General features: G+C 60.9%; 24 protein-coding genes. 11 read left to right on the top strand and 13 right to left on the bottom strand.

Features of this window, described 5'->3' with window-relative positions:
- The first annotated feature begins 34 nt into the window (after positions 1–34).
- The 4 genes from V0R37_RS03990 (at position 35) to V0R37_RS03975 (ending at position 4,039) form a co-directional block, all read left to right on the top strand.
- Positions 35–991, top strand: coding sequence for a Bug family tripartite tricarboxylate transporter substrate binding protein (locus tag V0R37_RS03990; protein ID WP_420373279.1), 957 nt, complete (start codon positions 35–37; stop codon positions 989–991).
- Positions 992–1,018: 27 nt separating this feature from the next.
- Complete coding sequence (locus V0R37_RS03985) at positions 1,019–1,501, top strand: tripartite tricarboxylate transporter TctB family protein (protein WP_420373278.1); 483 nt, start codon at positions 1,019–1,021, stop codon at positions 1,499–1,501.
- Positions 1,501–2,988, top strand: a complete 1,488-nt coding sequence (locus tag V0R37_RS03980; RefSeq protein WP_420373277.1) for a tripartite tricarboxylate transporter permease — start codon at positions 1,501–1,503, stop codon at positions 2,986–2,988. The genes V0R37_RS03985 and V0R37_RS03980 overlap by 1 nt, the downstream gene beginning before the upstream one ends.
- A 343-nt stretch (positions 2,989–3,331) precedes the next feature.
- Positions 3,332–4,039: a TerC family protein gene (locus V0R37_RS03975; RefSeq protein WP_420373276.1), complete on the top strand. Its 708-nt coding sequence runs from the start codon at positions 3,332–3,334 to the stop codon at positions 4,037–4,039.
- Positions 4,040–4,090: 51 nt separating this feature from the next.
- Here V0R37_RS03975 and V0R37_RS03970 read toward each other — a convergent pair whose 3' ends face one another.
- The gene (locus tag V0R37_RS03970) at positions 4,091–4,627 is read right to left on the bottom strand and encodes a hypothetical protein (RefSeq protein WP_420373275.1); all 537 of its coding nucleotides are present in this window, start codon (positions 4,625–4,627) and stop codon (positions 4,091–4,093) included.
- A gap of 187 nt (positions 4,628–4,814) precedes the next feature.
- On the opposite strand from V0R37_RS03970, the gene V0R37_RS03965 reads away from it, so the two are divergent.
- A complete protein-coding gene (locus V0R37_RS03965) occupies positions 4,815–5,825 on the top strand; it encodes a Bug family tripartite tricarboxylate transporter substrate binding protein (protein WP_420373274.1) in 1,011 nt (336 codons plus the stop codon).
- A gap of 21 nt (positions 5,826–5,846) precedes the next feature.
- On the top strand, positions 5,847–7,592 hold the full coding sequence (locus tag V0R37_RS03960) for an IlvD/Edd family dehydratase (protein ID WP_420373273.1): 1,746 nt from the start codon (positions 5,847–5,849) through the stop codon (positions 7,590–7,592).
- A 41-nt stretch (positions 7,593–7,633) separates the two neighbouring features.
- On the opposite strand, the gene V0R37_RS03955 is transcribed toward V0R37_RS03960, so the two are convergent.
- On the bottom strand, positions 7,634–8,503 hold the full coding sequence (locus V0R37_RS03955) for a LysR family transcriptional regulator (protein WP_420373272.1): 870 nt from the start codon (positions 8,501–8,503) through the stop codon (positions 7,634–7,636).
- Between the two features lie 129 nt (positions 8,504–8,632).
- Between V0R37_RS03955 and V0R37_RS03950 the strand changes: the two genes are divergently transcribed.
- Positions 8,633–9,577 carry a dihydrodipicolinate synthase family protein gene (locus V0R37_RS03950; RefSeq protein WP_420373271.1) on the top strand — a complete coding sequence of 315 codons (945 nt, stop codon included), beginning with the start codon at positions 8,633–8,635 and terminating at the stop codon, positions 9,575–9,577.
- Positions 9,578–9,628: 51 nt separating this feature from the next.
- On the top strand, positions 9,629–10,570 hold the full coding sequence (locus tag V0R37_RS03945; RefSeq protein ID WP_420373270.1) for a 2-hydroxyacid dehydrogenase: 942 nt from the start codon (positions 9,629–9,631) through the stop codon (positions 10,568–10,570).
- Positions 10,571–10,574: 4 nt separating this feature from the next.
- Here the strand turns inward: V0R37_RS03945 and V0R37_RS03940 are convergent, their stop codons facing one another.
- The gene (locus V0R37_RS03940) at positions 10,575–10,973 is read right to left on the bottom strand and encodes a putative quinol monooxygenase (protein WP_420373269.1); all 399 of its coding nucleotides are present in this window, start codon (positions 10,971–10,973) and stop codon (positions 10,575–10,577) included.
- Positions 10,974–11,096: 123 nt separating this feature from the next.
- On the opposite strand from V0R37_RS03940, the gene V0R37_RS03935 reads away from it, so the two are divergent.
- From V0R37_RS03935 to V0R37_RS03925, 3 genes are all read left to right on the top strand, one after another.
- On the top strand, positions 11,097–11,891 hold the full coding sequence (locus V0R37_RS03935; RefSeq protein ID WP_420373268.1) for a helix-turn-helix domain-containing protein: 795 nt from the start codon (positions 11,097–11,099) through the stop codon (positions 11,889–11,891).
- Between the two features lie 111 nt (positions 11,892–12,002).
- Positions 12,003–12,461 carry a MarR family winged helix-turn-helix transcriptional regulator gene (locus V0R37_RS03930; RefSeq protein ID WP_420373267.1) on the top strand — a complete coding sequence of 153 codons (459 nt, stop codon included), beginning with the start codon at positions 12,003–12,005 and terminating at the stop codon, positions 12,459–12,461.
- A gap of 147 nt (positions 12,462–12,608) precedes the next feature.
- Positions 12,609–13,034, top strand: a complete 426-nt coding sequence (locus tag V0R37_RS03925) for an organic hydroperoxide resistance protein (RefSeq protein ID WP_420373266.1) — start codon at positions 12,609–12,611, stop codon at positions 13,032–13,034.
- Positions 13,035–13,040: 6 nt separating this feature from the next.
- On the opposite strand, the gene V0R37_RS03920 is transcribed toward V0R37_RS03925, so the two are convergent.
- The 10 genes from V0R37_RS03920 to V0R37_RS03875 all read right to left on the bottom strand — a co-directional run bounded on the left by V0R37_RS03920 (position 13,041) and on the right by V0R37_RS03875 (position 23,942).
- Positions 13,041–13,619, bottom strand: a complete 579-nt coding sequence (locus tag V0R37_RS03920) for a DNA-3-methyladenine glycosylase I (RefSeq protein WP_420373265.1) — start codon at positions 13,617–13,619, stop codon at positions 13,041–13,043.
- Positions 13,620–13,638: 19 nt separating this feature from the next.
- Positions 13,639–13,893, bottom strand: a complete 255-nt coding sequence (locus V0R37_RS03915; protein ID WP_420373264.1) for a heavy-metal-associated domain-containing protein — start codon at positions 13,891–13,893, stop codon at positions 13,639–13,641.
- 73 nt (positions 13,894–13,966) lie between these two features.
- The gene (gene yfcF, locus V0R37_RS03910) at positions 13,967–14,599 is read right to left on the bottom strand and encodes a glutathione transferase (protein WP_420373263.1); all 633 of its coding nucleotides are present in this window, start codon (positions 14,597–14,599) and stop codon (positions 13,967–13,969) included.
- Between the two features lie 54 nt (positions 14,600–14,653).
- Positions 14,654–15,436: a uroporphyrinogen-III C-methyltransferase gene (gene cobA / locus V0R37_RS03905; protein WP_420373262.1), complete on the bottom strand. Its 783-nt coding sequence runs from the start codon at positions 15,434–15,436 to the stop codon at positions 14,654–14,656.
- On the bottom strand, positions 15,433–18,159 hold the full coding sequence (locus tag V0R37_RS03900; protein ID WP_420373261.1) for a nitrate reductase: 2,727 nt from the start codon (positions 18,157–18,159) through the stop codon (positions 15,433–15,435). Before V0R37_RS03900 ends, cobA begins: the two co-directional genes overlap by 4 nt.
- A 3-nt stretch (positions 18,160–18,162) precedes the next feature.
- The gene (gene nirD, locus V0R37_RS03895) at positions 18,163–18,504 is read right to left on the bottom strand and encodes a nitrite reductase small subunit NirD (protein ID WP_420373260.1); all 342 of its coding nucleotides are present in this window, start codon (positions 18,502–18,504) and stop codon (positions 18,163–18,165) included.
- An 8-nt stretch (positions 18,505–18,512) separates the two neighbouring features.
- Positions 18,513–20,945 (bottom strand): nitrite reductase large subunit NirB, encoded by a 2,433-nt coding sequence (gene nirB / locus V0R37_RS03890; protein WP_420373259.1) that lies wholly within the window; start codon positions 20,943–20,945, stop codon positions 18,513–18,515.
- Positions 20,942–21,802: an ABC transporter ATP-binding protein gene (locus V0R37_RS03885; protein ID WP_420373258.1), complete on the bottom strand. Its 861-nt coding sequence runs from the start codon at positions 21,800–21,802 to the stop codon at positions 20,942–20,944. The genes nirB and V0R37_RS03885 overlap by 4 nt, the downstream gene beginning before the upstream one ends.
- Before the next feature lie 3 nt (positions 21,803–21,805).
- Complete coding sequence (gene ntrB / locus V0R37_RS03880; protein ID WP_420373631.1) at positions 21,806–22,606, bottom strand: nitrate ABC transporter permease; 801 nt, start codon at positions 22,604–22,606, stop codon at positions 21,806–21,808.
- A gap of 37 nt (positions 22,607–22,643) precedes the next feature.
- Complete coding sequence (locus V0R37_RS03875; RefSeq protein WP_420373257.1) at positions 22,644–23,942, bottom strand: CmpA/NrtA family ABC transporter substrate-binding protein; 1,299 nt, start codon at positions 23,940–23,942, stop codon at positions 22,644–22,646.
- Positions 23,943–24,045: the final 103 nt, after the last annotated feature.

The raw sequence follows: 24,045 nt of genomic DNA, 5'->3' as shown, positions 1-24,045 counted from the left end.
CGATCAGCCATCAGAAAGATTCCAGGAGAACGTAATGAAAATGACCCGCTTGTTGAAATCGTTGGCGATTGCGGCCGCGCTGTGTGCAGGAGCGGCGCATGCCCAGGTCAGCGTGATGCTGCCGGCCAATCCGGGCGGCGGCTGGGATTCCACGGGACGGCAGGCCTTCCAGGCCATGAATCAAGCGGGCATCTACAAAGGCACCGTGAATTTCACGAACAAGGGCGGGGCGGGTGGCACGATCGGCCTGTCGGATTTCCAGCGCTCGCAGAAGGGCAAGGCGGATGCGCTGGCGGTTTTCGGCGCCATCACAGTGGGCGCCATCACGCTGAACAAGTCGCCGGTCGACCTGAGCAAATTCAAGCCCGTGGCGCGCTTGACCGCCGAGTATCTGGTGCTGGCGGTCAAGGCCGATTCTCCGTATAAAACCCTGGGTGATTTCGTCGCTGCGCTCAAGAGCGATCCCGGCGCGACAGCGGTTGGCGGAGGCTCCGCCGGCGGCGTCGACCATATCGCCCTGGCGCTGCTGGCGCAAAGCGCCAATGTGCCCGTGCCATCCTTGAACTACATTCCGCAGGCCGGCGGGGCGGACACAGTCATCGGCATCATCAACGGAACACTGAAGGCGGGCATCTCGGGCATTTCCGAATTTCAACAATTTGCGCAAGATGGCCGGATACGTATTTTGGGCATTACCACCGCCGAGCGCATGAAGAATCTGCCAGACGTTCCCACGTTCAAGGAAGCCGGGTTCGACGTGGAAATCGCCAACTGGCGCGGCATTCTGGGTTCGGTCGACATGCCCGAGGCCAATCACAAGGAATGGGTGGAGCGCTTCACCAAACTGAGCGAAAGCAAGGAATGGCAGGCGGTGCTTCAGAAGCAGGGCTGGGATGCTTATTTCCTGCCGGGCGATGAATTCGCCGCCTTCATCCAGAGCGAAAGCAGCCGCATCAATAAAATCCTGAAAGACGCCGGACTGAGCAAGTAATTGCGCGGCACCCGTGAAGGAATGGCGATGACATTGCTGCGCAAGGGACCCTGGTGGCTGGGGCTGGCCGTGATTTTCATGGGGGCGGTCTGTTTCTATGCCTCGACCGAGCTGGCGGCAACCGCGCAATATGCCGCCATTGGCCCCGGCTTGTTCGTTGCCGCTATTGGCCTGGGCCTGATGGGCCTGGGCGTGTTGCTGCTGATCCAGATCGCCCGCGGCGAAGTATTCGAGCCCGACGAGGCGGAGAATGCGGCGCCAGGCCAGCCGATGGACAAGCGTGCTTTTTTCACGGCATTGCTGGCCGCCATCGTGCCTGCGCTGACTATTGAAACACTGGGGCTGCCGGCAACGGCCATGTTGTCATTCATGCTGGTGGCGCGTGCGTTTGGCTCCAAGCGCCTTGTGGCCGATCTGATCGCGGGACTTGTGCTGGGCGGCATAAGCTGGTTCGTGTTCGGCTGGCTGGGGCTGCAGCTGGGCGGCTTCTTTCCCTTGGCGGGTGTGTAATGGATACCTTGGCGCTACTGCTGCACGGCTTCGATGTCGCGCTCACCCCCACCAACCTTATGTGGGCCCTGGTCGGATCGATTTTGGGTACGGCCATCGGCATTCTTCCGGGCATCGGACCCGCGTTGACCATCGCCCTGTTATTGCCGGTGACGGTCTCGGTGGGGCCGGTATCGGCCTTCATCATGTTTGCCGGCGTGCTGTACGGCGCCATGTACGGCGGTTCGACAACCTCCATCCTTATCAACACGCCCGGCGAGGCGGGGTCGATGATGACCGCGCTCGAGGGCAACAAAATGGCGCGTGCCGGCCGCGGCGCGGCGGCGCTGGCCACGGCCGCCATCGGATCGTTTGTCGCGGGCACCATCGCGACCCTGTTGCTGACGTTTGCGGCGCCCGTGGTTGCGGAATTGGCGTTCCTGCTTAAGCCGGCGGATTATTTTGCGTTGACCATACTTGCCTTTACTTCGGTGGCGGTGGTCATGGGCGCATCTCGCGTTCGCGGGTTCGTGTCCCTGTTCATCGGCCTGGCGCTGGGCGTGATCGGCATCGATGCCATGACCGGCCAGCCGCGCATGACATTCGGTATTGCCGCCTTGCTGGACGGTGTGGAATTGACGGTGGTGCTGGTGTCCTTGTTTGCGGTCGGCGAAATCCTGTATGTGGCCAGCCGCTACACCTATGGGCAGGACGAGATCATCCCCATCAAGGGTAAAGCCTTCATGACGCGCGAGGACTGGCGCCGTTCCTGGAAACCCTGGCTGCGCGGCACCGCGATTGGTTTTCCGATAGGCACGATTCCCGGCGGCGGGTCCGAGATTCCAACCATGCTGTCCTATACGCTTGAAAAAAAGCTGGCGCGGCACAGGGACGAGTTCGGCAAAGGGGCCATCGAGGGCGTCGCGGGGCCGGAGGCGGCAAACAATGCCTCCGCGGCCGGGATATTGGTGCCGCTGCTTACGCTGGGGCTGCCCACTTCGGCCACGGCGGCCATCTTGCTGGCGGCATTCCAAAACTACGGTCTGCAGCCAGGCCCCTTTTTATTCACCAGCAATCCGGAACTGGTCTGGGGCCTGATCGCGTCGCTGTACATCGGCAACGCCATGCTGCTGGTGCTGAACCTGCCTTTGGTAGGCATGTGGGTGAAGCTGTTGCAGATTCCCCGACCGCAGTTGTACGCCGGTATTCTGGTTTTTGCCGTCATGGGAATCTGGGGCGTATCGGGTTCGGTGTTCGAGCTGGGCCTGATGGCCGCACTGGGCGTGGTCGGCTATGCGATGCGGGTATACGGCTTTCCCATCCCACCGCTGTTGATCGGCCTGATTCTGGTGCCGCTGGCTGAAACGCAGCTTCGGACCGCTTTGGCGGCGGGTCAGGGCCGTTTGTCCGTCCTGTTCGAGACGCCCATCTCGGTGACCTTCCTGCTGCTGGCTTTCCTGTTTCTGTTCGTGCCTGTGCTGCTGAAGCGTTTGAAGGTGGCCGCATAGCGCGGCCGGCCTGGTTTTGACTTTGCGTCAGATACGAATATACTTACGCCCATCAAGGGGAGTAGCTTTCTTCCGCAGCATCGTCATTACGGCTGTCTTGCAAGGTTTTGCAAGCTCCCGGTGCTCGGGCAACATCGCAATGTTGCAAGCAAGACCTTGCCATTAAGGGCAAGGTCTGTACTCCAGCGATAGCTGTGGCCTGTGTCCTTATGGATCAGGCCATTTTTGCTTTATCCAGCGCCCACCTTGACGACATCCCATGTCACTCAAGCAAGCCGGCCATTGCAAGCGGCTCGATCCGTTTCTTTCGCAACTCTTACTGTTGGCATTTAACGGGTGACTTATGCTTGAATTTTTACAAACACTGAGCTGGGCAGCGGTCTTTCAGATTATTCTGATCGATATTCTTCTTGGCGGCGATAACGCCGTGGTCATAGCGCTGGCTTGCCGGAATCTTCCGCGCAAGCAGCGCATGCAGGGAATCTTATGGGGAACCGCGGGCGCCATCGGCCTGCGTGTAGGTTTGATCGCCTTTGCCCTGACCTTGCTCAGCGTACCCTTCCTTAAGATAATTGGTGCATTGCTACTGGTTTGGGTCGGCGTCAAACTGCTGATTCCGGACGAGGACGCGCACGGCAAGGTCAATGGCGGCACATCCATCATGTCTGCCGTCAAAACAATTATCGTGGCTGATTTCGTGATGAGCCTGGACAATGTCATCGCCATTGCCGGCGCTGCCCAGGGAGCCAACCCCGATCATCAAATGGGCCTGGTCATATTCGGCCTGGTGATCAGCGTGCCTATCATTATCTGGGGCAGCACCCTGGTGCTGAAGCTGATCGACCGCTACCCCAGCGTCGTTACGTTCGGCGCGGCCCTGCTGGGCTGGATTGCCGGCGGGATGCTGGTTACCGACATCGTCATTGTCGAGCAGTTCGGCGAGCCTTCCGGCATGGTCAAGCTGGCGGCCGAAGTGGTGGGCGCCTTGTTCATCGTGGTGATCGGCCGTTGGTGCGCGCAGCGCAAGCGTGCCGCCACGGCCAGCGCATAAGCGGAAAGCCGCGGGCGACAGTAAGGCGAGGGGAGAGTCCCCTCGCCTTTTTTAATACAGTCCCAGGTCTTTCCTGGGCGCAGCGGCGGGGATGGTGAAGTCCAGCCCCTTCACCGCTTCGTCGATGCCGACCCCGCCATTTATGCGCACCCATACCGTACTTAAAAGCGGATCCATAAATGGCTTGAGGCGCAGGTTGATGATTACGCCGATATCTTTGGTGATGGCGGAAAAGAGGTCTTTCAGCGTACCCTCGCTGGGAATGAATTCATCAATGACCAGATAGGCGGGATAGCCGTGCAGAGCCAGGGGAATTTCCAGCAAAGAGACGCCGGGAAAGGCCTGCACGCCGCGGATCTCCATGAACGCCACAGGAAGAGAGCGGTGCGAAAACCAGGCGAGTTTCATCGTGCCGAGTACGCGCATGGCTTTGCTATCGGGATACAGATGCTTTTCGAGATCGAAATAGTAAACACGGCGCTGGGGGCGATTGGATTGCGAATCCAATGAAAACGCCGGGACCTCCGGCAGGGCCAGTGCGGGCCGGTTGCTTAACAAGGGGGTTTCAGGCGCGGTTTCTTCAGTCATTGGAGTAATACGATGTGGGCTGGAGAAGATTATAGGTCAGCCATGCGTAAAAACAGGCAAGCGCGGCCATGCTGGATATTTTTTATAGATAGAAAAAAATAATTTTTGGCCTTCCAAAAAGCGAACTTTGGGATGATGAACATGCAGCTGCGACCGAACATTGATAATTCTTATTAAAGGGACAAGCATGTTACGTAAACCATTCCATCTGAAGCCGGCATTGCTGGCCAGCGGATTTTCCTTGGCCGCCCTGGTGTTGGCCCTGCCTTTGGCCAGCGTATCCCAGGCCGCGGAATCCTATCCCCAGAAGCCCATACGTCTGATCATTCCCTATCCTCCCGGCGGCGCAACCGATGTCATAGGCCGTATCGTGGGCAAGAATCTAAGCGACGAGATCGGCGAGCAGGTCGTCATTGAAAACCGTGGCGGTGCGGGCGGCAATATCGGCGCGGGGGAAGTTGCGCGCGCCAAGCCGGACGGCTACACCCTGTTGATGGGCGCGCTGACCTCGCATTCGGTGATGGCGACGCTGGAAAAGGGCAAGCTGCAGTACGATCTTCGGAAGGACCTGACGCCGGTGGGTATTGCGGGCTCGGTGCCGCTGGTTGCCGTGGTCAATCCTTCCTTGCCGATCAAGTCGCTGAACGAGCTGGTTTCCTATGCCAAAGAAAACCCGGGAAAACTGAACTTCGCCTCGTCGGGCGCCGGAGCGCCGCAGCGCATGGCGATGGAACTGTTCAAACAGATAGCCGGCGTCAATATCGTGCATGTGGCCTACCGTGGCAGCGGTCCGGCCATGACGGACCTGGTGGGCGGACAAGTGGAGACCATGACGGAAACCGTGCCGGCGGCCATCGGCTTCATCAAGGGTGGCCAATTGCGTCCCCTGGCGGTCCTGACGCCCGAACGGATTTCGATGCTGCCCGATGTTCCCACAGCCCAGGAACAGGGCCTGACCGGCTTCAACGTCAGTTCATTGTTTGGCGTCATGGCGCCGACCGGCACGCCTCCCGCCATTGTGCAAAAGCTTAATGCGGCCCTGGTCAAGGCGTTGTCGAAAGAAGAAGTAAAAGCGCAGCTGCTGGAGCAGGGGGTTTATGCAAGCCCCATGGACATCGCAAAGTCGCAAAAGCGGCTGGTCGCCGAGATCGATCAATGGGCCAAGGTTATTCACGACGGTAAGATAACCGTCAACTAATGCAGAAGAGAAGAGCAGGCTATGTCCAAAAGCAAATCGTCCACTCCCGCCACTGATGCCGCCGGCTTGCGCAAGGGTTTGACAAGTTATGGCGATAACGGTTTTTCGCTGTTTTTAAGAAAGGCCTTCATCAAGGGGGCGGGCTATTCCGATTCGGCGCTGGACCGGCCGGTCATAGGCATCGCCAATACCGGCAGCGCCTACAACCCCTGCCATGGCAATGCGCCTCAGCTGATGGAGGCGGTAAAAAGGGGGATTATGCTGGCGGGCGGCCTGCCCATGGACTTTCCCACGATTTCCATACACGAGAGCTTCGCCTATCCGACCAGCATGTACCTGCGCAACCTCATGTCCATGGACACCGAGGAAATGATCAGGGCGCAGCCCATGGATGCCGTGGTTCTGATCGGCGGTTGCGACAAGACGGTGCCCGCCCAGTTGATGGGAGCCGCCTCCGCGGGCATACCGGCGATCCAGCTTATCACCGGCTCCATGCTGACCGGCTCGCACCGGTCAGAGCGGGTGGGCGCATGCACCGATTGCCGCCGCTACTGGGGCAAGTACAGGGCCGAGGAAATCGACGATCAGGAGATTGCCGATGTCAACAACCAATTGGTCGCCAGCGTGGGCACCTGTTCGGTAATGGGAACCGCCAGCACGATGGCCTGTATTGCCGAGGCCCTGGGCATGACGGTTCCCGGCGGTGCGACGCCGCCGGCGGTGACCGCGGACCGCATGCGCATTGCCGAGTTGACCGGGGCGCAGGCGGTCAGTCTGGCGCGGTCGGGATTGACGATAGACAAGATCCTGACGGCCGATGCGCTTGAAAATGCCATGAGGGTCTTGCTGGCCATAGGCGGATCGACCAATGGCATCGTCCACCTGGCCGCCATTGCGGGAAGGCTGGGTATAGATATTGACTTGAAGGCCCTGGATCGCATGGGCAGGGAAACGCCGGTGCTGCTGGACCTAAAGCCTTCCGGCCAGCACTATATGGAGGATTTCCACAAGGCGGGCGGCATGGCGACCTTGCTGCGCGAGCTCAAGCCCTTGCTTAAGCTGAATGCTCTGACGGTGACCGGCCGCAGCTTGGGAGAAGAAATAGACCTGGCCGGGCCGGGCTTTGGGCAGGACGTCGTCAGGCCGGTGGCCGACCCCATCTATCCGCAGGGCGGCATCGCCGTGCTGGAAGGCAATCTGGCGCCCGGCGGAGCGATCATCAAGCAGTCATCGGCCGATCCGGGCCTGATGGAGCACGAGGGCCGGGCGGTGGTTTTTGAAAATGCCGCGGACCTGGCCAATCGGATCGACGCCGACGATCTGGACGTCAACGCCGACGATATCCTGGTGCTCAAGAATATCGGTCCGAAAGGCGCGCCCGGCATGCCCGAAGCGGGCTACATTCCGATACCCAAGAAACTGGCCATCAAGGGGGTGAAGGACATCGTCCGCATTTCGGACGGGCGCATGAGCGGCACGGCGTTCGGCACGATAGTCCTGCACGTTACACCCGAGTCGGCGATAGGCGGCCCCTTGGCCTATGTCCGGAACGGCGACCGCATACGCCTGAGCGTCAAGAATCGCGAGATCTCCCTGCTGGTGGCCGAAAGCGAGATGGCGCGTCGGCATGCGGCCATGCCCATTGTGCCGCCCACGGCCGAGCGGGGCTACAAGAAGCTCTTCCTGCAGTCGGTAACGCAGGCGGACAAGGGCGTGGATTTTGACTTCCTGCGCGCACCCGAAGCGAACGGCAAGACATCCGGGTAAAACTTGTTCATTCCGCGCCGCCGCGAGGGCGGGGGCGCGGCTCAGGCGCTGAATACGGCCTTGGCCTGCTGGTAGATGAATTCGGACATCTTGGCATGATGTCCTTGCGTGTTCCAGATCAACCCGTTTCTTCTGACGGGCGCCCTTTCCGGCAAGGGTATGCGCGTGATCGACATGGACTGCCACATGGACGACCAATCGGGTATGAGCGATACGCCCAGGCCTTCGTGAACCAGCGCGGCGATGGGCAGGATGCCGTCGATTTCCAGCCTTTGCCTTGGATGAAGCTGATGGTCCCGCAGATAGCGGTCGGCGAGCTGGCCGCCGTATATGTTCCGGTCGTAGCGGATGAACGGTTGCGTTTGCAACAAATGGTGGGCGTCCTGCCCTTTCAGGCTGCTGTGTGCGATGACGACCAGGGGCTCTTCCATTAACGGTTGCCAGCGACAGTTCTTTGGAATGCTGAATTGCGGTTCCACCACGACGGCTGCATCCAGCTCTCCGCTGGCCACCTTGTGGCAAAGCTCGACAGAGGCGCCCGGCGTTACAAAAATGGAGATATCGGGGTGCGGATCGTAGACCCGTTTCAGCAGCGGCGGCAGCACGTTGGTCAGGGCAGACACGAAGCAGCCTATCCGGAACTCGCCCAGTTCGTTGCCGTTGGCCGCCATGGCGCGCAGGCCCCGGATATCGCGTATGACCGCTTTTGCGCCTTCAAGAATGCGGACGCCGTTTTCGGTGGGCTTGACCGAGCGGCCCGATCGCTTGACCAGGGTCACCCCAAGGTCGTTTTCGAGGGCCTTGATGCGTGCCGCGATGGCCGCCGATGTCAGGTCAAGTCGCCGGGCGGCCTCCGCGAACGACCCGGCCTCGACGACGGCGACGAAGCTTTGCATGTATTTCGTATCCATGGAACTTAGTGTCCGCGCGGTTGAAGCAAAAAATAACTTTGCTATGAATCAAGCCCGATCTACTTTAACGTAAAAGCGGATTCAGCAATACTTTCCAATTGCCAGATATCAATCCAGAGGAGCAAGCTCATGGCCGGTAAAAAGCTATCCGGGGTGCTGACGCCCGTACTGACGCCTTTCAATGGCGACTATTCCGTCTCCAGGCCGCGCTTCTTGAAGCACTGCCGCGCCTTGATCGAACAGGACGTGGGCCTGGCGGTGTTCGGGACCAATTCCGAAGCGAATTCCCTGTCTGTTGCCGAGAAGCGGCAATTGTTGGACTTGCTGGCGGACGAAGGACTTCCCGTCAGCAGAATGATGCCCGGCACGGGGTGTTGCGCCATCACGGAGTCCATCGAGCTGACCCGGCATGCCGTGAGACTGGGCTGTGCCGGTGTGCTGATGCTGCCGCCGTTCTACTACAAGGGCGTGAGCGACGAAGGGCTGTACAGGAACTATGCCACCATCATCGATGAAATCGGCGATGACCGGCTCAAGATTTATCTTTATCACATCCCCCCGGTTTCGCAGGTGGGCATCAGCCTGAACCTGATCGAACGCTTGCTGAAGGACTACCCCGGCGCGATCGCGGGGATCAAGGACAGCTCGGGCGACTGGAACAATACGGCGGCGATGCTCAAGGAATTCCAGCCCGTGGGGTTCGACGTCTTTGCGGGCAGCGAGGTATTCCTTTTAAGAACATTGCGCCATGGCGGTGCGGGCTGCATCACCGCGACTGGCAATGTGAATGCGGCCGCGATTGCGCGCCTGGCCGCGACCTGGCGGGACGGCGATGCCGCCGCTGACGCGCAGCAATCGGCCCTCGATGGCGTACGGGGCATCTTCCAGAAATACCCCATGATTCCCGCCATGAAATCGGCCATTGCCGGGCAGGCGCAAGACCCGGCCTGGGCGGTGTTGAGGCCGCCGCTGGTGGAATTGACGGCGGATCAAGCCCAGGCGCTGCGCCAGGATCTTTCCGCCGCCGGTTTCCAGATACAGGATGCGCAGGCCCTGGCGCATACCGATGCCTAGTGTCGCCGCGTCCTTCCTGTTGACGCTGGCAGGCCCGGGCGGCGACAGGCCATGATTGCGCCATCGCGGTTTCCGCCGCTGCTCAAGGTCGGCGTATTTCCGGATCCGGTCGAGCAGGCGCTGCGCGACGTGTTTACGCTGGTCGAGCTGGATGAACTGGGGCTTGCGGGCAGGCCCGGGCACGATGAAATTGCCGGAATCGTCACGCGCTCGAATTACCGCATCAGCCGGGAGCTGATCGATCAACTGCCCGGCTTGCGCATCATAAGCACAAATGGAGTGGGCTATGACGGGATCCCGCTGGACTATGCCAGGCGGAAGGGGGTCATTGTTACCAACACCCCGGAAGTGCTCAACGAGGCGGTGGCCGAAATGGCGGTCGGCCTGCTTCTTGCCTTGTTGCGGCATATTCCCCGGGCGGACGCGTTCGTGAAGGAGGGGGCGTGGACGACCATGCCTTTCCCCTTGGGCACGACGCTTGCGGGCAAGAAGGTGGGGATTGTCGGCCTGGGCAGGATAGGGAAGGAAATCGTCAAGCGCCTGCTGCCGTTCCGGGTCGAAGTGGCCTATTTCGGCAGGTCCAGGCAGGACGCCGAATGGATGTATTTCGACGATGTAAACCGCCTGGCGGCGCATGCGGATATTCTGATTCTGTGCTGTCCTGGCGGGCCGGAAACCTATGGAATGATCGATGCCGGGGTGTTGCGGTCGCTGGGGCCCAGTGGCTTTCTGGTCAACATCGCCCGAGGCAGTGTCGTGAATGAGTCCGACCTTTACCGGGCCCTGGCCGACAGAACCGTTGCGGGCGCGGCGCTTGATGTGTTCAATCACGAGCCGCTGGATGCAAGCCCGTTGCGCCGCCTGGACAATGTGGTGCTGGCGCCGCATGTCGGGAGCGCCACGCGAGAGACCCGGATGCAAATGGCCGCGCTGGCCATAGACAATCTATGCCGATTTTTTGATACCGGCAGTGCCGTGACGCCTGTTCCATAAGCCTCTAATCGTCGAAAACGAAGTCGCCCCGCATGGGCGACCAGACCTGTACCTCGCGGGCATTTTCCAGCAAATCCGGTAGAGCGGACCAGAAGGCCTGCCGGTAAGAGCGATGCACCTGGATGTCCGCCACGTCCTGCGCATCGGCCCATGATTCGTACAGCATGTATCGGTTCGATGCGGCCGGGTCGCGATGCAGAACCGCATTGCGGAACGAGAGTTCGTGGCGCATGGCATTCAACACGGGATGCAGCAATTGAAGAAAGGCTTCCTCCTTGCCGTTGCGGATTGTGAAGAATATGAGGTAGGTCACGTCCTGCCGGCTTTCATGGGTGACGCGGCAAGCCTGCCTGGATGGGGAAAGGGGTGCGGCGGTGTTGGAAAGAGGATTTGCGATGGCCATGAATTTGCTCCCAAGAAGGTATGCCGGCGTATCCGGCAATCGAACTATCGCTTCCGGAACGGCATGGTGTCGATTACCTGACAGGTAATGGACGCCGATTCCTCAACCCGGTATTGTTGCGCCATGACCCATATCCCATCCCCCGTCGGCGAGCATTTGCGCTTGTGGCGCCAGCGCCGCCGCCTAAGCCAGCTCGATCTGGCCTGCAATGCCGAAATCTCCACGCGGCACCTGAGCTTTATCGAGACAGGGCGGTCCCTGCCCAGCAGGGAAATGCTTTTGCGGCTTGCCGAACAGCTTGATGTTCCGCTGCGCGCGCGCAATGAACTGATGCTGGCGGCGGGATATGCTCCGCATTTCGCCGAACACGCGCTGGCCGATCCAGCCATGGGCGACGCACTCATGGCGATTGAGCGTTTATTGGCCGCGCACGAGCCCTTCCCGGCTTTAGCCGTCGATAGGCACTGGAATATGCTGCATGCCAACAAGACCGTAGCTCTGTTGCTGGAGGGTGTTGCGCCCGGGCTTCTGGAGTTCCCCGTGAACGTGCTTCGCCTGAGCCTGCACCCTGAAGGACTGGCGCCAAGAATACTGAACCTGGCTGAATGGCGCGCGCATCTGTTGCACCGGTTGCTTCGGCAATACGAACAAACCGCCGATCCCTATCTGGCGGACCTGCTCGCAGAACTGCGGGGATATCCTGTGCCTTGTGCCGATGCGCTGCCGGCAGACGCCAACGCCATCGCCGTTCCCTTGCGGCTCCAAACCGGGGAGGGCGTGCTGTCCTTGCTTAGCGCAACAATGATTTTCGGTACGCCGCTCGACGTGACCTTGTCCGAACTTGCGCTGGAAACCTTTCTTCCCGCCGATGGCGCAACGGCGGCCTTGCTGCGCCGCCTGGCCCCAGGCCATTCGTGACCCGGAGATGTCGTTGCGCTCCACTGTTCTGCATGAACAGGGCGCATCGTTTTATGAGCCTGTTTAAAATAAAGCTTGCATTTAAATAGCGCACTATTTAATATTGCACATATGAAATCGAAACCCGCTAAAAACCAGGCACCGGGATTGCTGCTGGACGAGCAATTATGCTTCGCCCTGTATTCCACAGGCCTGGCCATGACCAAGGTGTATCGCAAGCTGTTGCGCGAGCTGGAACTTACCTACCCGCAATACCTGGTCATGCTGGTGTTGTGGGAGCGCGACGAATTGACTGTCTCGGAAATCGGGGAACGGCTTTTCCTGGATTCGGCCACCTTGACGCCCTTGCTGAAGCGACTGGAGGCGGCGGGCTTGCTGCAGCGGGCGCGGGCCCTTGATGACGAGCGCCAGGTAATTGTTTCGCTTTCCGCAGCGGGGCGTGCGCTTCAGGCCAGAGCCAGGAGCGTGCCGGAATCGGTGATGTGCGCGGCGCAATGCTCGCCCGAAGAAGCGGCGATAACCAAGAAGTCGCTTGAGAAGTTGCGGAAACGCTTGATGAAGAATGTTTGAGTGCCCGGGAAGCCGGGCATATGATGATGTCTATTAAATAGCGTGCTATTTAATAGTGTATATTAATGTAAGCATGCCGGTGTCGGCGGACCGGCTTTCCAAAGATCCGCCGATGTTTCGTCCATTTCATTTGTCAGGAGATTTATCATGTCCATAGAAAAAGTGCTGTACCGTGCCCAAGCCACTGCAAGCGGAGGCCGCGACGGCCGTGCCGTATCGTCGGACGGCGTTCTGGACGTCAAGCTGGTCACGCCTAAAGATCTAGGCGGCGCCGGAGGAGAGGGAACCAACCCCGAACAATTGTTCGCGGCTGGCTATTCGGCGTGCTTTCTTGGCGCCCTGAAGCTGGTGGCTTCCCGTGAAAAGGTGGCTTTGCCGGCCGAAACGAATATACAGGGCACGGTGGGTATCGGTCCTATTCCCACGGGCTTCGGCATTGAGGTTGAATTGAAGATATCGGTGCCAGGCCTGCCGCGCGACCAGGTTCAGGCTCTGGTCGACAAGGCGCATATCGTGTGCCCGTACTCGAACGCCACAAGGGGAAATATCGACGTTACCCTGACCTTGGTGTAAACGACATCAGCCCGGGCTTCCGCCTGGGCTGGATAGCGAGGCCAATTCCGCATGCCGGAAGCAATCGGTGGTGTGATCCATGATGCAGCCGACCGCTTGCAGGTAGGATTGGCAGATCGTTGGTCCAACGAAGGTAAACCCCGCCTTTTTCAAGCTGCGGCTCATGTGCTCGGCTTCGGGGGTGATCAGCGGTATGTCTTGATGGCGCGCGTAATGGTTGATTTTTGGCTTGCCGCCCACGAACGACCAGATCAGCTCCACCGGATCGGCCTGCGCCAGCCAGGCATTGGCGTTCTGGCGGGTGGCGCGCAGCTTCAGGCGATTCCGGATGATACCGCTGTCCTGCATCAGGACCTCGATATAGTCGTCGCTAAGGTTCGCAAGCTGTTCGACGTCAAAATTGAAAAGCACTTCGCGAAAGCGGGGGCGTTTTTTCAGGACGGTAATCCAGGAAAGCCCGGCCTGAAAGCCCTCCAGGATCAGTTTTTCGAACAGATGCCGGGGGTCGCGCGAAGGCACACCCCACTCGGTATCGTGGTAGGCCATATAGATGGGGTCGCTGGAGCACCAGTAGCATCGTTGCATGCTGGAATTCTACAGCGCTTCAGCCCCCGCAGCCTCCGCAGCATGCGCCATCCTCGCCATGAACAGGTTTGGCGATCTGGTAGCCGGCATCTTCAACGGCGACTTTCAGGCGTTGGGTCGAGACCAGCGATTCGTCGAACGACACCGTAGCCTTGCTTTGGTCAAACGATACTTGCGCATCTTCGACGCCGTTAACCGCGTTCAGCGCCTGGGCCAGTTTGGCCGCGCAGTGTTCGTCGCGCATGCCGGCGAGCTTGAGCATACCAATTTGCATCTTCTTTCCTTTCAATGGTGAGGAAAGGCGAAAGCCAGTGTTTCGCCCTTAAAGATGCATATTAAATATATCTTTATTTTCTGGCAAGTGCCCACCAGCTTTTTACGCAGGGGCGATCGGATTGCCTATCCACATATTTCCTGATTTTCTCGGGGACGGGGTCGCCATTGGCGCACAGGCGGTTCAGCATGACCGAAAAATCGACATCGGCAATGGACCACGAGCCGAACAGGTTATTACCCTGCGCGTCGATCAGGGTATCGGCAACGGACAGCAGCTTGTCGGCGGCCCGCTGACCGGCGGCGGACAGGGGCTGAGGATTTCTTTCGCCAAAGATGACAGTGGTCTGCCGTTCTTCGCGCAGTACCCCCAGATCGCTGCGCACCCAGGCTTGAATCTGCCGGGCCCTTGCACGTTCCTCAAGACCTCGGGGATAGACCGACGGAAAGTCGGGCAGGGCGAAAGCATCTTCGAGGTACTCGACGATGGCGGAGGACTCGGACAGCGAAAACTCGCCATGGACAAGGGTGGGCACGCGCGAGGTCAGGGAAATGCGCTGATACTCGGGCTGAAGATTCTCTTGGGTCCCGAGATCGATGGATTTGAGCTCGAAGGGCAGGCCTTTCTCGACCAGGGTGGCGTAGACCGAAAGGACATAGGGACTGGAGTATTCGCGATTGGTGTACAGGATGATGTTTGAGGCCATGCTGTTTCCTGGGGTAGAAAGTTGGGAGGGCCGCGCATTGGCGGTCCAGCCAGTTTATATCGCCCGGGCGAACGGCATGCCTGTCGAGGTGTTGGCTACATCGATTTGCCTGTGCGTCACAGCCTCGCCGAGCACGATGACCGCCGGGCTGCCCAAGCCCCGGTTTCGAACGTCGGAATCCAGGTTCTCCAGCGTCGTGACGGCATGCCGCTGGCTCGCGCAGGACACGCGCTGGACGATGGCGACAGGCAGGCCGGCGGGAAAGCCGGCGGCCAACAGCTCCTTGCCAAGTTGACCTACGCTGCTCATGCCCATGTAGCACACGATCGTCAGCCCGCTCTGCGCCAACGCTTTCCAATTGGGCGGCACGCCGTCGGCGGTGTGCGCGGTGACCAGGGTTACGCCGCGCGATACGGCGCGGTGCGTGAGCGGCAGGCCCAATGCGCTGCCCACGGCCAGGCCGGCGGTGATTCCGCCGACGCTATCGACGGCGATGCCGCGCTCGCGCAGCCAGGCCATCTCTTCCCCGCCGCGTCCGAAGATGAAGGGATCTCCGCCCTTAAGGCGCGCCACATGGTGGCCTTGGCGCGCATAGCGGGCCATGAGCCGCAGGATGAATGCCTGCGAGGTGGACACGCAGCCGCCGCGCTTGCCCACCTTGACGATACGCGTTGTGTCTGACGCCAGATCAAGCACTTCGGAACCGACCAGGTCATCGACCAGCCAGATCCGGCATTCCTTAAGAATGCGCACGGCTTTCAGTGTCAGCAGTTCGGGGTCGCCGGGCCCGGCGCCCACCAGCCAGACTTTGCCGGCCGCAGGGGTGGCGACGTTCATGCGTGAACCTCCTTGAGATGGCTGTCTTGAATCATGCGTTTGATCTGCGGCAGGCAGGAGCCGCAGGTAACGCCGCAGTGCAGGACGGCCTTCAACTGCTCAAGGTCGTGGCCCGCATCGATTGCGGATTGAATGGAGGCGGCGCTTACGCTTTCACAGCTGCACACGATGCGGGTCCTGGCGACAGGCCCGGCCCGGCCCATGAGCGCATGCCCAATGTTCTCCGGAGCCTGTCCCGTATCGGCCCAATGCAGCAGCGTGTCGCCGGCCCGGGTGTCGCCGGCCAGCAGGAAGGCTCTGATGCGGCCATCCCGTCGCTGGATGCGCCGAAGCACGCCGCGCGCGGGATCATCGAAGGCCAGGTCGGCGCCATCTAGGCCAAGATCCCGGGCCAACTCGGCCAGAAGCTCCGCATCTGGCCGAGTTGGCCCGGCAAGGCGCAGCCTTACCCCCTCGCCGCCGATGGCGGTAGGAACGAGCATGGCATAGGGAAACCGCGTGAGCCAGGGCCCAAGCTTGGTTCGCAAGGCGGGAGAGGAGCCCTGCATCCAGGCACTGGCATGCCATTCGTACTTCAGCACATCGATGCCGGCGGCGCTGTGCTTGAGTTCGGGCTGGTGGGAAATGGGGTCGCGCGCGCTGTTGGCCAGGACGTTCACGCCCCCACCGGCCAGGAAACCGCTGCCCCAGTGCATGGGAAGGAAAGCATGACCGGGCTTCAGGCCGGAGTCGCCCTGGGCGGGCACGACGATATGCCCCCGCTTGGTCCTGACCTTGACCAAGGCGCCGTCCTGGAGCCTGTAACGCTGCATATCTTGCGGGTGCAGATGAATGAAAGGCTCCTCCGCATGGCGGGTCAAGGCGGGCACCAGGCCCGTCCTGCCCAGGGTATGCCAATGGTCGCGCAGGCGTCCGGTCGTCAGGCGCAAGGGGTAATGCGCCGACACGCTCTCGGCGACCGGTGTGTAGCCGGTGTCGAAAAAACGCGCCCGGCCGCTGGGCGTGGGAAAGAGGCCATCCGCATACAGGCGCACAGGCGCGCGGGTGGGTGAGCGGTAAGGCCATTGCTGAGGGCCCGCCGCATCGAGGACGGCATGGTCCAGGGCGCTGTAGTCCAGGTCGCGTCCCATGGTGCAAAGAACATGCTCCTTGAATATTCCGGCTTCGTCCTGATAGTCGAACAGCTTGCGTTTCTCGGGCGCGATGCGGTCCGCAAGCTTACGGGCAATGGCGCAGGTCAATTTCCAATCGGGCTGGGCGTCGCCCGGCGGCAGAATGGCGACGCGCACACGGCTGATGCGCCGTTCAGAATTCGTGACGGTGCCGTTTTTTTCGGGCCAGGTCGCCGCGGGCAAGACCAGATCGGCATAGGCCAGGGTTTCGGTGTTTGCAAAGGCTTCCTGGACGATGACCAGCTCCGCTTTCCGCAGAGCAGCCCTGACCTTGGCCTGGTCGGGCATGGACTGAGCCGGATTGGTGGCCGCAATCCACAGGATCTTTATCTTGCCTTGCAGCACGGCGTCGAACATATCCACGGCGGTAAACCCTGGAGCATCGGGCAGGGATTCCACCTGCCATAGCTTGGCGACTTCGGCGCGGTGGGTGGCGTCGGCCGGATCGCGATGGCCTGGAAGCAGGTTGGCCATGCCGCCGGCTTCCCGCCCGCCCATGGCATTGGGCTGGCCGGTCAGCGAGAAAGGGCCGGAGCCGGGGCGGCCGATCTGGCCTGTGGCCAGGTGCAGATGGATGAGCGCGGCGTTCTTGGCGGTGCCGCTGCTGGATTGGTTCAGGCCCATGGTGTACAGGGACAGTGCCGACTTTGCCTTGCCGAACCAATGTGCGCATTGGACGATGTCGGCGGCGGGAACTCCGCAAACATCCTGCGCGGCGCGGGGTGTAAATTCGTGTATGCGCTGCTTCAGCTTGTCGAAGCCCTCGGTATGGCGCTCGATATAGTCCGGATCGACCAGGCCGTCCCAGACCATGACATTGAGCATGGCATGGAACAGCGCCACATCGCTGCCGGGCGCGATGGCCAGGTGCAGGTCCGCGATGCCGCAAGTGTCGCTGCGGCGAGGATCGATCACGATGATCTTCATGTCCGGCCGCCTGGCCTTGGCCTCTTCCAGGCGGCGAAACAGCACCGGATGCGCATAGGCCATGTTTGAACCGGCAATCAATACTGTGTCGGCATGATCCAGATCCTCGTAACAGGCGGGCGGCGCATCGGCGCCCAGCGTAAGCTTGTATCCCGCGACGGCGCTGGACATGCACAGGCGCGAATTGGTATCGATGTTATTGGTGCCCACCAAGGCTCGGGCAAGCTTGTTGAATACGGCGTAGTCTTCAGTAAGCAATTGTCCCGACAGATAGAAGCCCACCGCATCGGGGCCATGCATGGCGATGGTTTCAGCCAGCTTGCCGGCGGCGATGTCCAGGGCGTCTTCCAGTGCAATATCGCGGCGCGGCTGGCTTCTTTCCCTGCGCCATTGCGCCCGAAGTACCCTGCTGTGGCTATCCTGGCGCACCGTTTGGGCCAGTGTCCTGCCCTTGTTGCATAGCTTGCCCAGCGACGATGGATGCCCGGGGTCGCCGGCGACGTCCAGGACGCGCTGGCCGATGCTGCTGATCCGCAGGCCGCAACCGGTCCCGCAATAGCAGCATATCGATGCCGTAATTTTTGGCGGTCCGGCAGGTTCGGCGGCCGGGGCGATGGAGTCCATGATTCACCCCTTTTCCGGCAGGCCCAGGAAGACCTGGCCGGCCTCTACCTTGACGTCCACTTTATGGGCGCAGCCCACGTCGGGAGCCTGTGCCTGGCCGTCTTCAAGGCAGATGGTCCAGTTGTGCAGCGGGCAGGTGACGGCATGACCGTGAACCAGGCCAGCGGACAGCGGCCCGCCTTTATGGGGGCAGCGGTCGATCACGGCGAAGACATGATCGTCCGAGGCGCGGAATACGGCGATGGCTTCATGCCCCTGATGACGCACCACGCGCGAGCCCTGTTGCGGAATGTCGTCGATGCGGCAGATGGAAATCCATTCATGTTGGAGGCAGGAGGTGTTCATGGTGTTCTTCATGCGGTAAGGGATTCGAATTCCCGGCGCACGGACGTTTGTTCCACACGTTCGGCCCAGGGGTCTTTTTCGAAGGAGATCGCGAACTTCAGCCTGGCATACAGCTCTGCGCGATTAGCGGCGTCATCCACGACGCGCGCCTTGGCATGCTCAAGCCCGACCCGCGCCAGATAGTGGCAAGTGCGCTCCAGGTAGAACGCTTCTTCGCGATACAGCTGCAGGAAGGCGCCGGTGTACTCCAGCACGTCATCGTGGGTCTGCACCTTCACGAAAAACTGGGCGACTTCGGTCTTGATGCCGCCATTGCCGCCCACATACAGCTCCCATCCCGAATCCACCGCGATAATTCCGATGTCCTTGATGCCGGACTCGGCGCAGTTGCGCGGGCAGCCCGAAACGGCCAGCTTCACTTTGTGCGGACTCCACATGCCCACCAGGTCTTTTTCCAGCGCGATGCCCATCCCGGTGGAATCTTGCGTGCCGAAGCGGCAGAATTCCTTGCCGACGCAGGTCTTGACGGTGCGCAGGCTCTTCCCATAGGCATGGCCGGAAGGCATGTCCAGGTCTTTCCAGACGGCGGGCAGATCCTCTTTCTTGATGCCCAGCAGATCGATGCGCTGTCCGCCTGTGACCTTCACCATGGGCACATGGTATTTGTCAGCCACGTCGGCAATGCGGCGCAGTTCTGAAGGGTTGGTGACGCCGCCCCACATCCGGGGAACAACGGAGTAGGTGCCGTCTTTCTGAATGTTGGCGTGCACACGTTCGTTGATCAGGCGCGATTGCGCATCGTCGCGTGCCTCGCCGGGCCAGGTCGACATCAGGTAGTAGTTCAATGCGGGACGGCAGGTGGCGCAGCCGTCGGGGCTGCGCCATTCCAGGAAACGCATGGTTTCGGGGATACTGGTCAGGTGCTGTTCGCGGATTGCCTTGCGCAGCTCGCCATGGGTGTAGTCCGCGCAGGCGCATATCGCCTTTTCAGACTTGGGCTTTATGTCGGCCGCGCCGCCTATGCAATTGATCAGTATCTGCTCGACCAGGCCGGTGCATGAACCGCAAGAGCTGGCCGCCTTGGTGTGTTTCTTGATTTCGTCGACGGTGAACAGGCCTTTTTCCCTGATCGCCTTGACGATGGTGCCTTTGCAGACGCCATTGCAGCCGCAGATTTCGGTGGAATCGGGCATGCCGGCGATGCTGTTCTCGCCCGAATGCCCGGTATCGCCAATGGAGCCTTCGCCGAACATCAGATTCTCGCGAAGCTCTCCTATGGATTTGCCCTCTCGTATCAGGCGGAAATACCAGGCGCCGTCAACCGTGTCGCCATACAGACAGGCGCCTATCAGCTTGTCATCGCGGATGACAAGCTTCTTGTATACGCCACCCGTGGGGTCGGCCAGCGTAATGGCTTCGGTGCCGGTGCCGCCCATGAATTCACCGGCCGAGAACACATCTATGCCGGTTACCTTGAGCTTGGTCGATGTGGTGCTGCCCGCGTAGCGTCCTATGCCGTGCAGCGCCAAGTGATTGGCGGCAACCTTGGCCTGTTCGAATAGGGGAGCGACCAGGCCGTAGGCCATGCCTCGATGGCTGACACATTCGCCGACCGCATAGATGCTGGGATCGTAGGTCTGCAATGTATCGTTCACGACGATGCCGCGGTCGGTGTAGATGCCGGCGGCATCGGCCAGGTCGGTATTGGGCCGTATGCCGACGGCCATGACGACCAGGTCCGTCGCCAGCTCGCCGCCGTCCTTGAACCGTATGCCGCACACGGCGCCTTGTCCGTTTCCAAGTATGGCTTCGGTCTGGCGCTCCATCAGAAAATCCAGGCCGCGGCTGCGCAGGCTGGCTTGCAGCAATGCGGCGGCGGGACCGTCCAGTTGGCGATCGAGCAGCGCAGAGCCCAGATGCACGACGCTGACCTGCATGCCGCGCGAGGCCAGCCCATTGGCCGCCTCCAGCCCCAGCAGGCCGCCGCCGATGACCACGGCATTCCTGAGCCTGCCTGCCGCTTCTATCATCAGGTTCACATCGCGGATGTCGCGGAAGGTGATGACGCCCTCCAGGTCCGCGCCCGGCACCGGCAGCATGAAAGGCTTGGATCCGGTGGCCAGCAGCAGGCGGTCGTAGCTGGCGGTTTTGCCATCGTCCGTGGTGACTTCCTTGCGCGCCCGATTGATTTGAGTCACCGTACTGCCGGTATGCAGCGTAATGCCATGCTCTTCATACCAGCCGCGATCATTGAGAATGATGTCTTGCAGAGTCTGTTCGCCGGTCAGGACGGGCGAGAGCAGGATGCGGTTGTAGTTGGGATGGGGTTCGGAACCGAATACGGTGATGTCATACAGCCCGCGATCCAGCTTCAGGAGTTCTTCGATGGTACGGATGCCGGCCATGCCGTTGCCGACGACGACGAGTTTCATTTTTTTCATGATGCGACGATGGTTTCGGGTTGCTCGGATTGCTTTTCGGCATGAGGTGCTACAGAGCCTTGGCCGTCAGCGGCCGGACGCCTGTGGCGCTGGTGCAGGAAACCCAGTACGGCCGCACGGCAGGCCGCATAGCGCGGGTCGGACAACAAGGCGATGCGGTTGCGCGGGCGAGGCAGTTCGACGGACAGGATTTCTCCTATGGTGGCGGCGGGGCCGTTCGTCAGCATAACGATGCGGTCCGACAGCAATACGGCCTCGTCCACGTCATGCGTCACCATGATCGCCGTCGTTTTGGTGGCCGACACGATGCGCAGCAACTCATCCTGCAAGTGCGCGCGGGTAAGAGAATCCAGGGCGCCGAAAGGCTCATCAAGCAGCAGGACTTTGGGCTCGATGGCCAGCGCCCGGGCTATGCCGACGCGCTGCTTCATGCCGCCCGATATTTCCTTGGGCAACTTATGCATGGCATGGCGCAGGCCCACCAGATTCAAGGCGGATGCCGTCCGGGCTTTCAGTTCACCGGGCGTTTCGCTGGCTCCGAACACTCGTTCGACAGCCAGGTACACGTTCTGCTGGCAGGTCAGCCAGGGCAGCAGGCTATGGTTCTGAAAGACCACGGCTCGGTCGGGTCCGGGGCCTGTGATCTCCTTTTCGGCGCATAGCAGAACGCCGTCCGTAGGCCTGGCGAGGCCGGCGATCAGATTGAGCAAGGTGGATTTCCCGCAGCCTGAATGCCCAATGAGCGAGATGAACTCGCCCCGCGCGATGTCCAGATTGATATTGCGCAGGGCGACAAAGGGACCGCTGCGGGTGTCGAAACGCTGCCCGACATACTCTATCCGTACGAACTTTTCCATGGTCTAGGCCTCGCTGTAGTCAAGGCGCTTGGCCAGCGCCAAAAGGATAAGGTCCAGCAGCAGGCCGACGATGCCGATGACCAGCACGGCGATCAGTATGTTCTGGACGTTCAGGTTGTTCCATTCATCCCAAAGCCAGAATCCCAGGCCGGTGCCCCCGGTCAGCATTTCGGCCGCCACGATGACCAGCCAGGCGGTGCCGATGGACAGGCGCACCCCTGTCATCATGTAGGGCAGGACCGACGGGAACAGTATTCGGGTGAATACCTTCCACTCCGACAGGTTCAGCACGCGGGCCACGTTCAGATAGTCCGGGGGGACTCGTTTGACGCCGTCGGCGGTATTGATGATCATCGGCCAGATCGAGCAGATGAAGATGGCCCAGATGGCGGCCGGATTGGCCGCCTTGAACAGCAACAGGCCCAAGGGCAGCCAGGCCAGCGGCGAGACGGGCCGCAGCAGGCTGATGATGGGCGAGAAAATGGCGTTCATTACCGGCACGCGGCCAATAAGAAAGCCCAGGGGTATGCCCACTGCGGCCGCCAGGAGGAAGCCCAGCGCCACACGGCCCAGCGAAGCCAGGATGTTCCAGCCTATCCCCACATCGTTGGGGCCGTTGTCATAGAAAGGGTTCTTGAACAGTTCGTAGGCGGCCAGCAGCGTGGTTTCAGGCGCGGGAATATCGCCTATGCGCAGGGAAATGATTTTCCAGACAAGCAGCAGCAGCGCGAAGCCGGTGACGGGGCCCGCGGATGCGCCGGCCAGTCGTTCAGCCCCCGCTCGCCAACGGCTGTTGCGGATCATCAGGGAGAGTCGTGTTGCCGGGTTCATGCCGCTGTCCTCATGCCGTCTTGATGGCGAAGCCGTCCGCGTACGCGGCGGGATTGCCGGCATCCCATGCCACTCCGTCAAACAGTTTGCTTGAACGGGACGTACTGGATGGAAGCGCCGTTCCCGTCGCGGCCGCGGCCTGTTTGTAGATGTCGATACGATTGACCTGGTCGGCTATGGCGGCGTAGTCGGGATGTTCCTTCAATAGGCCCCAGCGCTTGTGCTGGGTCAGGAACCACATGCCGTCGCTCAGATAGGGGAAGTTGACGGCGCCGTCGCCATGAAAGCGCATGGGATGCTTATCGGTCCACGATCTGCCCAGGCCGTTGGTGTAGCGGCCTTGCATGCGGTCGATGATGGTGGCGGCGTCTGTGTTGACGTAGGATTTGGCGGCGATGGTTTCCGCGGTCTTGCGGATGTTTTCCGGAGAACTGTCTATCCAGCGCGCCGCCTCCAGGATGGCGGCGGTAACGGCGCGCGCCGTGTTGGGGTGCCGTTGCACGAATTCCGAACGGGTGCCCAGCACTTTCTCCGGATGGTCCGGCCAGATATCCTGGGACGTGGCCGCGCTGAAGCCCAGTTTATCGATAATGGCGCGCGCGTTCCACGGCTCGCCCACGCAATAGCCGTCGACATTGCCGATGCGCATGTTGGCCACCATTTGCGGCGGCGGTACGGTGACGCAGCGCGTTGCCGCCGGGTCGATGCCGTGGCCGGCCAGCCAGTAGTACAGCCACATGGCATGCGTACCCGTGGGAAAGGTGTGTGCGAAGGTGTACTGGCGCGGGTCGGCGGCCATTTTCTTTTGCAGCGATTCGCCATCGGTCACGCCGGCTTCGCGCAATTGGTTCGAGAGGGTAATGCCCTGGCCATTCTGGTTCAGGCCCATCAGCACGGCCATGTCCTGCCGGGCGCCGGCAATGCCCAGTTGCATGCCATAAATCATGCCGTACAGGACATGGGCGAAATCCAGGTCGCCGTTGGACAGCTTTTCGCGCACACCGGCCCATGATGCTTCCTTGCTTGGAATGATCTTCACGCCGTGCTTCTTGTCGAAGCCCATGACCGAGGCCATGACGACCGAGGCGCAATCGGTCAGCGGAATAAAGCCGATTTTCACTTCGGCTTTTTCCGGCGCATCGGAGCCGGCCGCCCAGGCGGCGGATCGTATCAAGGGGTCGGCCAGCGCAAGGATGCCCAGACTGGCGGTCGCCCTGACGGTATTTCCCAGCCATGCCCGGCGCCGCGTATCGGCCGGTGCACTGGCGTTGACAGAGGGAATGGAAGAAGGCTTGCGGGCATCGGTCATTGGCGATCCATGGAAGTTGCGGGACTTCCTGGATTACGCAAATCCCATGCCAGCTTTCTGGTCAGGGGCGGCCCTAAGGCACGCTGGGCAGGCTTTGTACGGG

This window comes from Pollutimonas rozaliensis (assembly GCF_048751585.1).
In the GTDB taxonomy this organism is placed as follows: domain Bacteria; phylum Pseudomonadota; class Gammaproteobacteria; order Burkholderiales; family Burkholderiaceae_B.
Note: the sequence above shows the minus strand (reverse complement) of the source record. Positions and strands in the feature narration are given on the sequence as shown.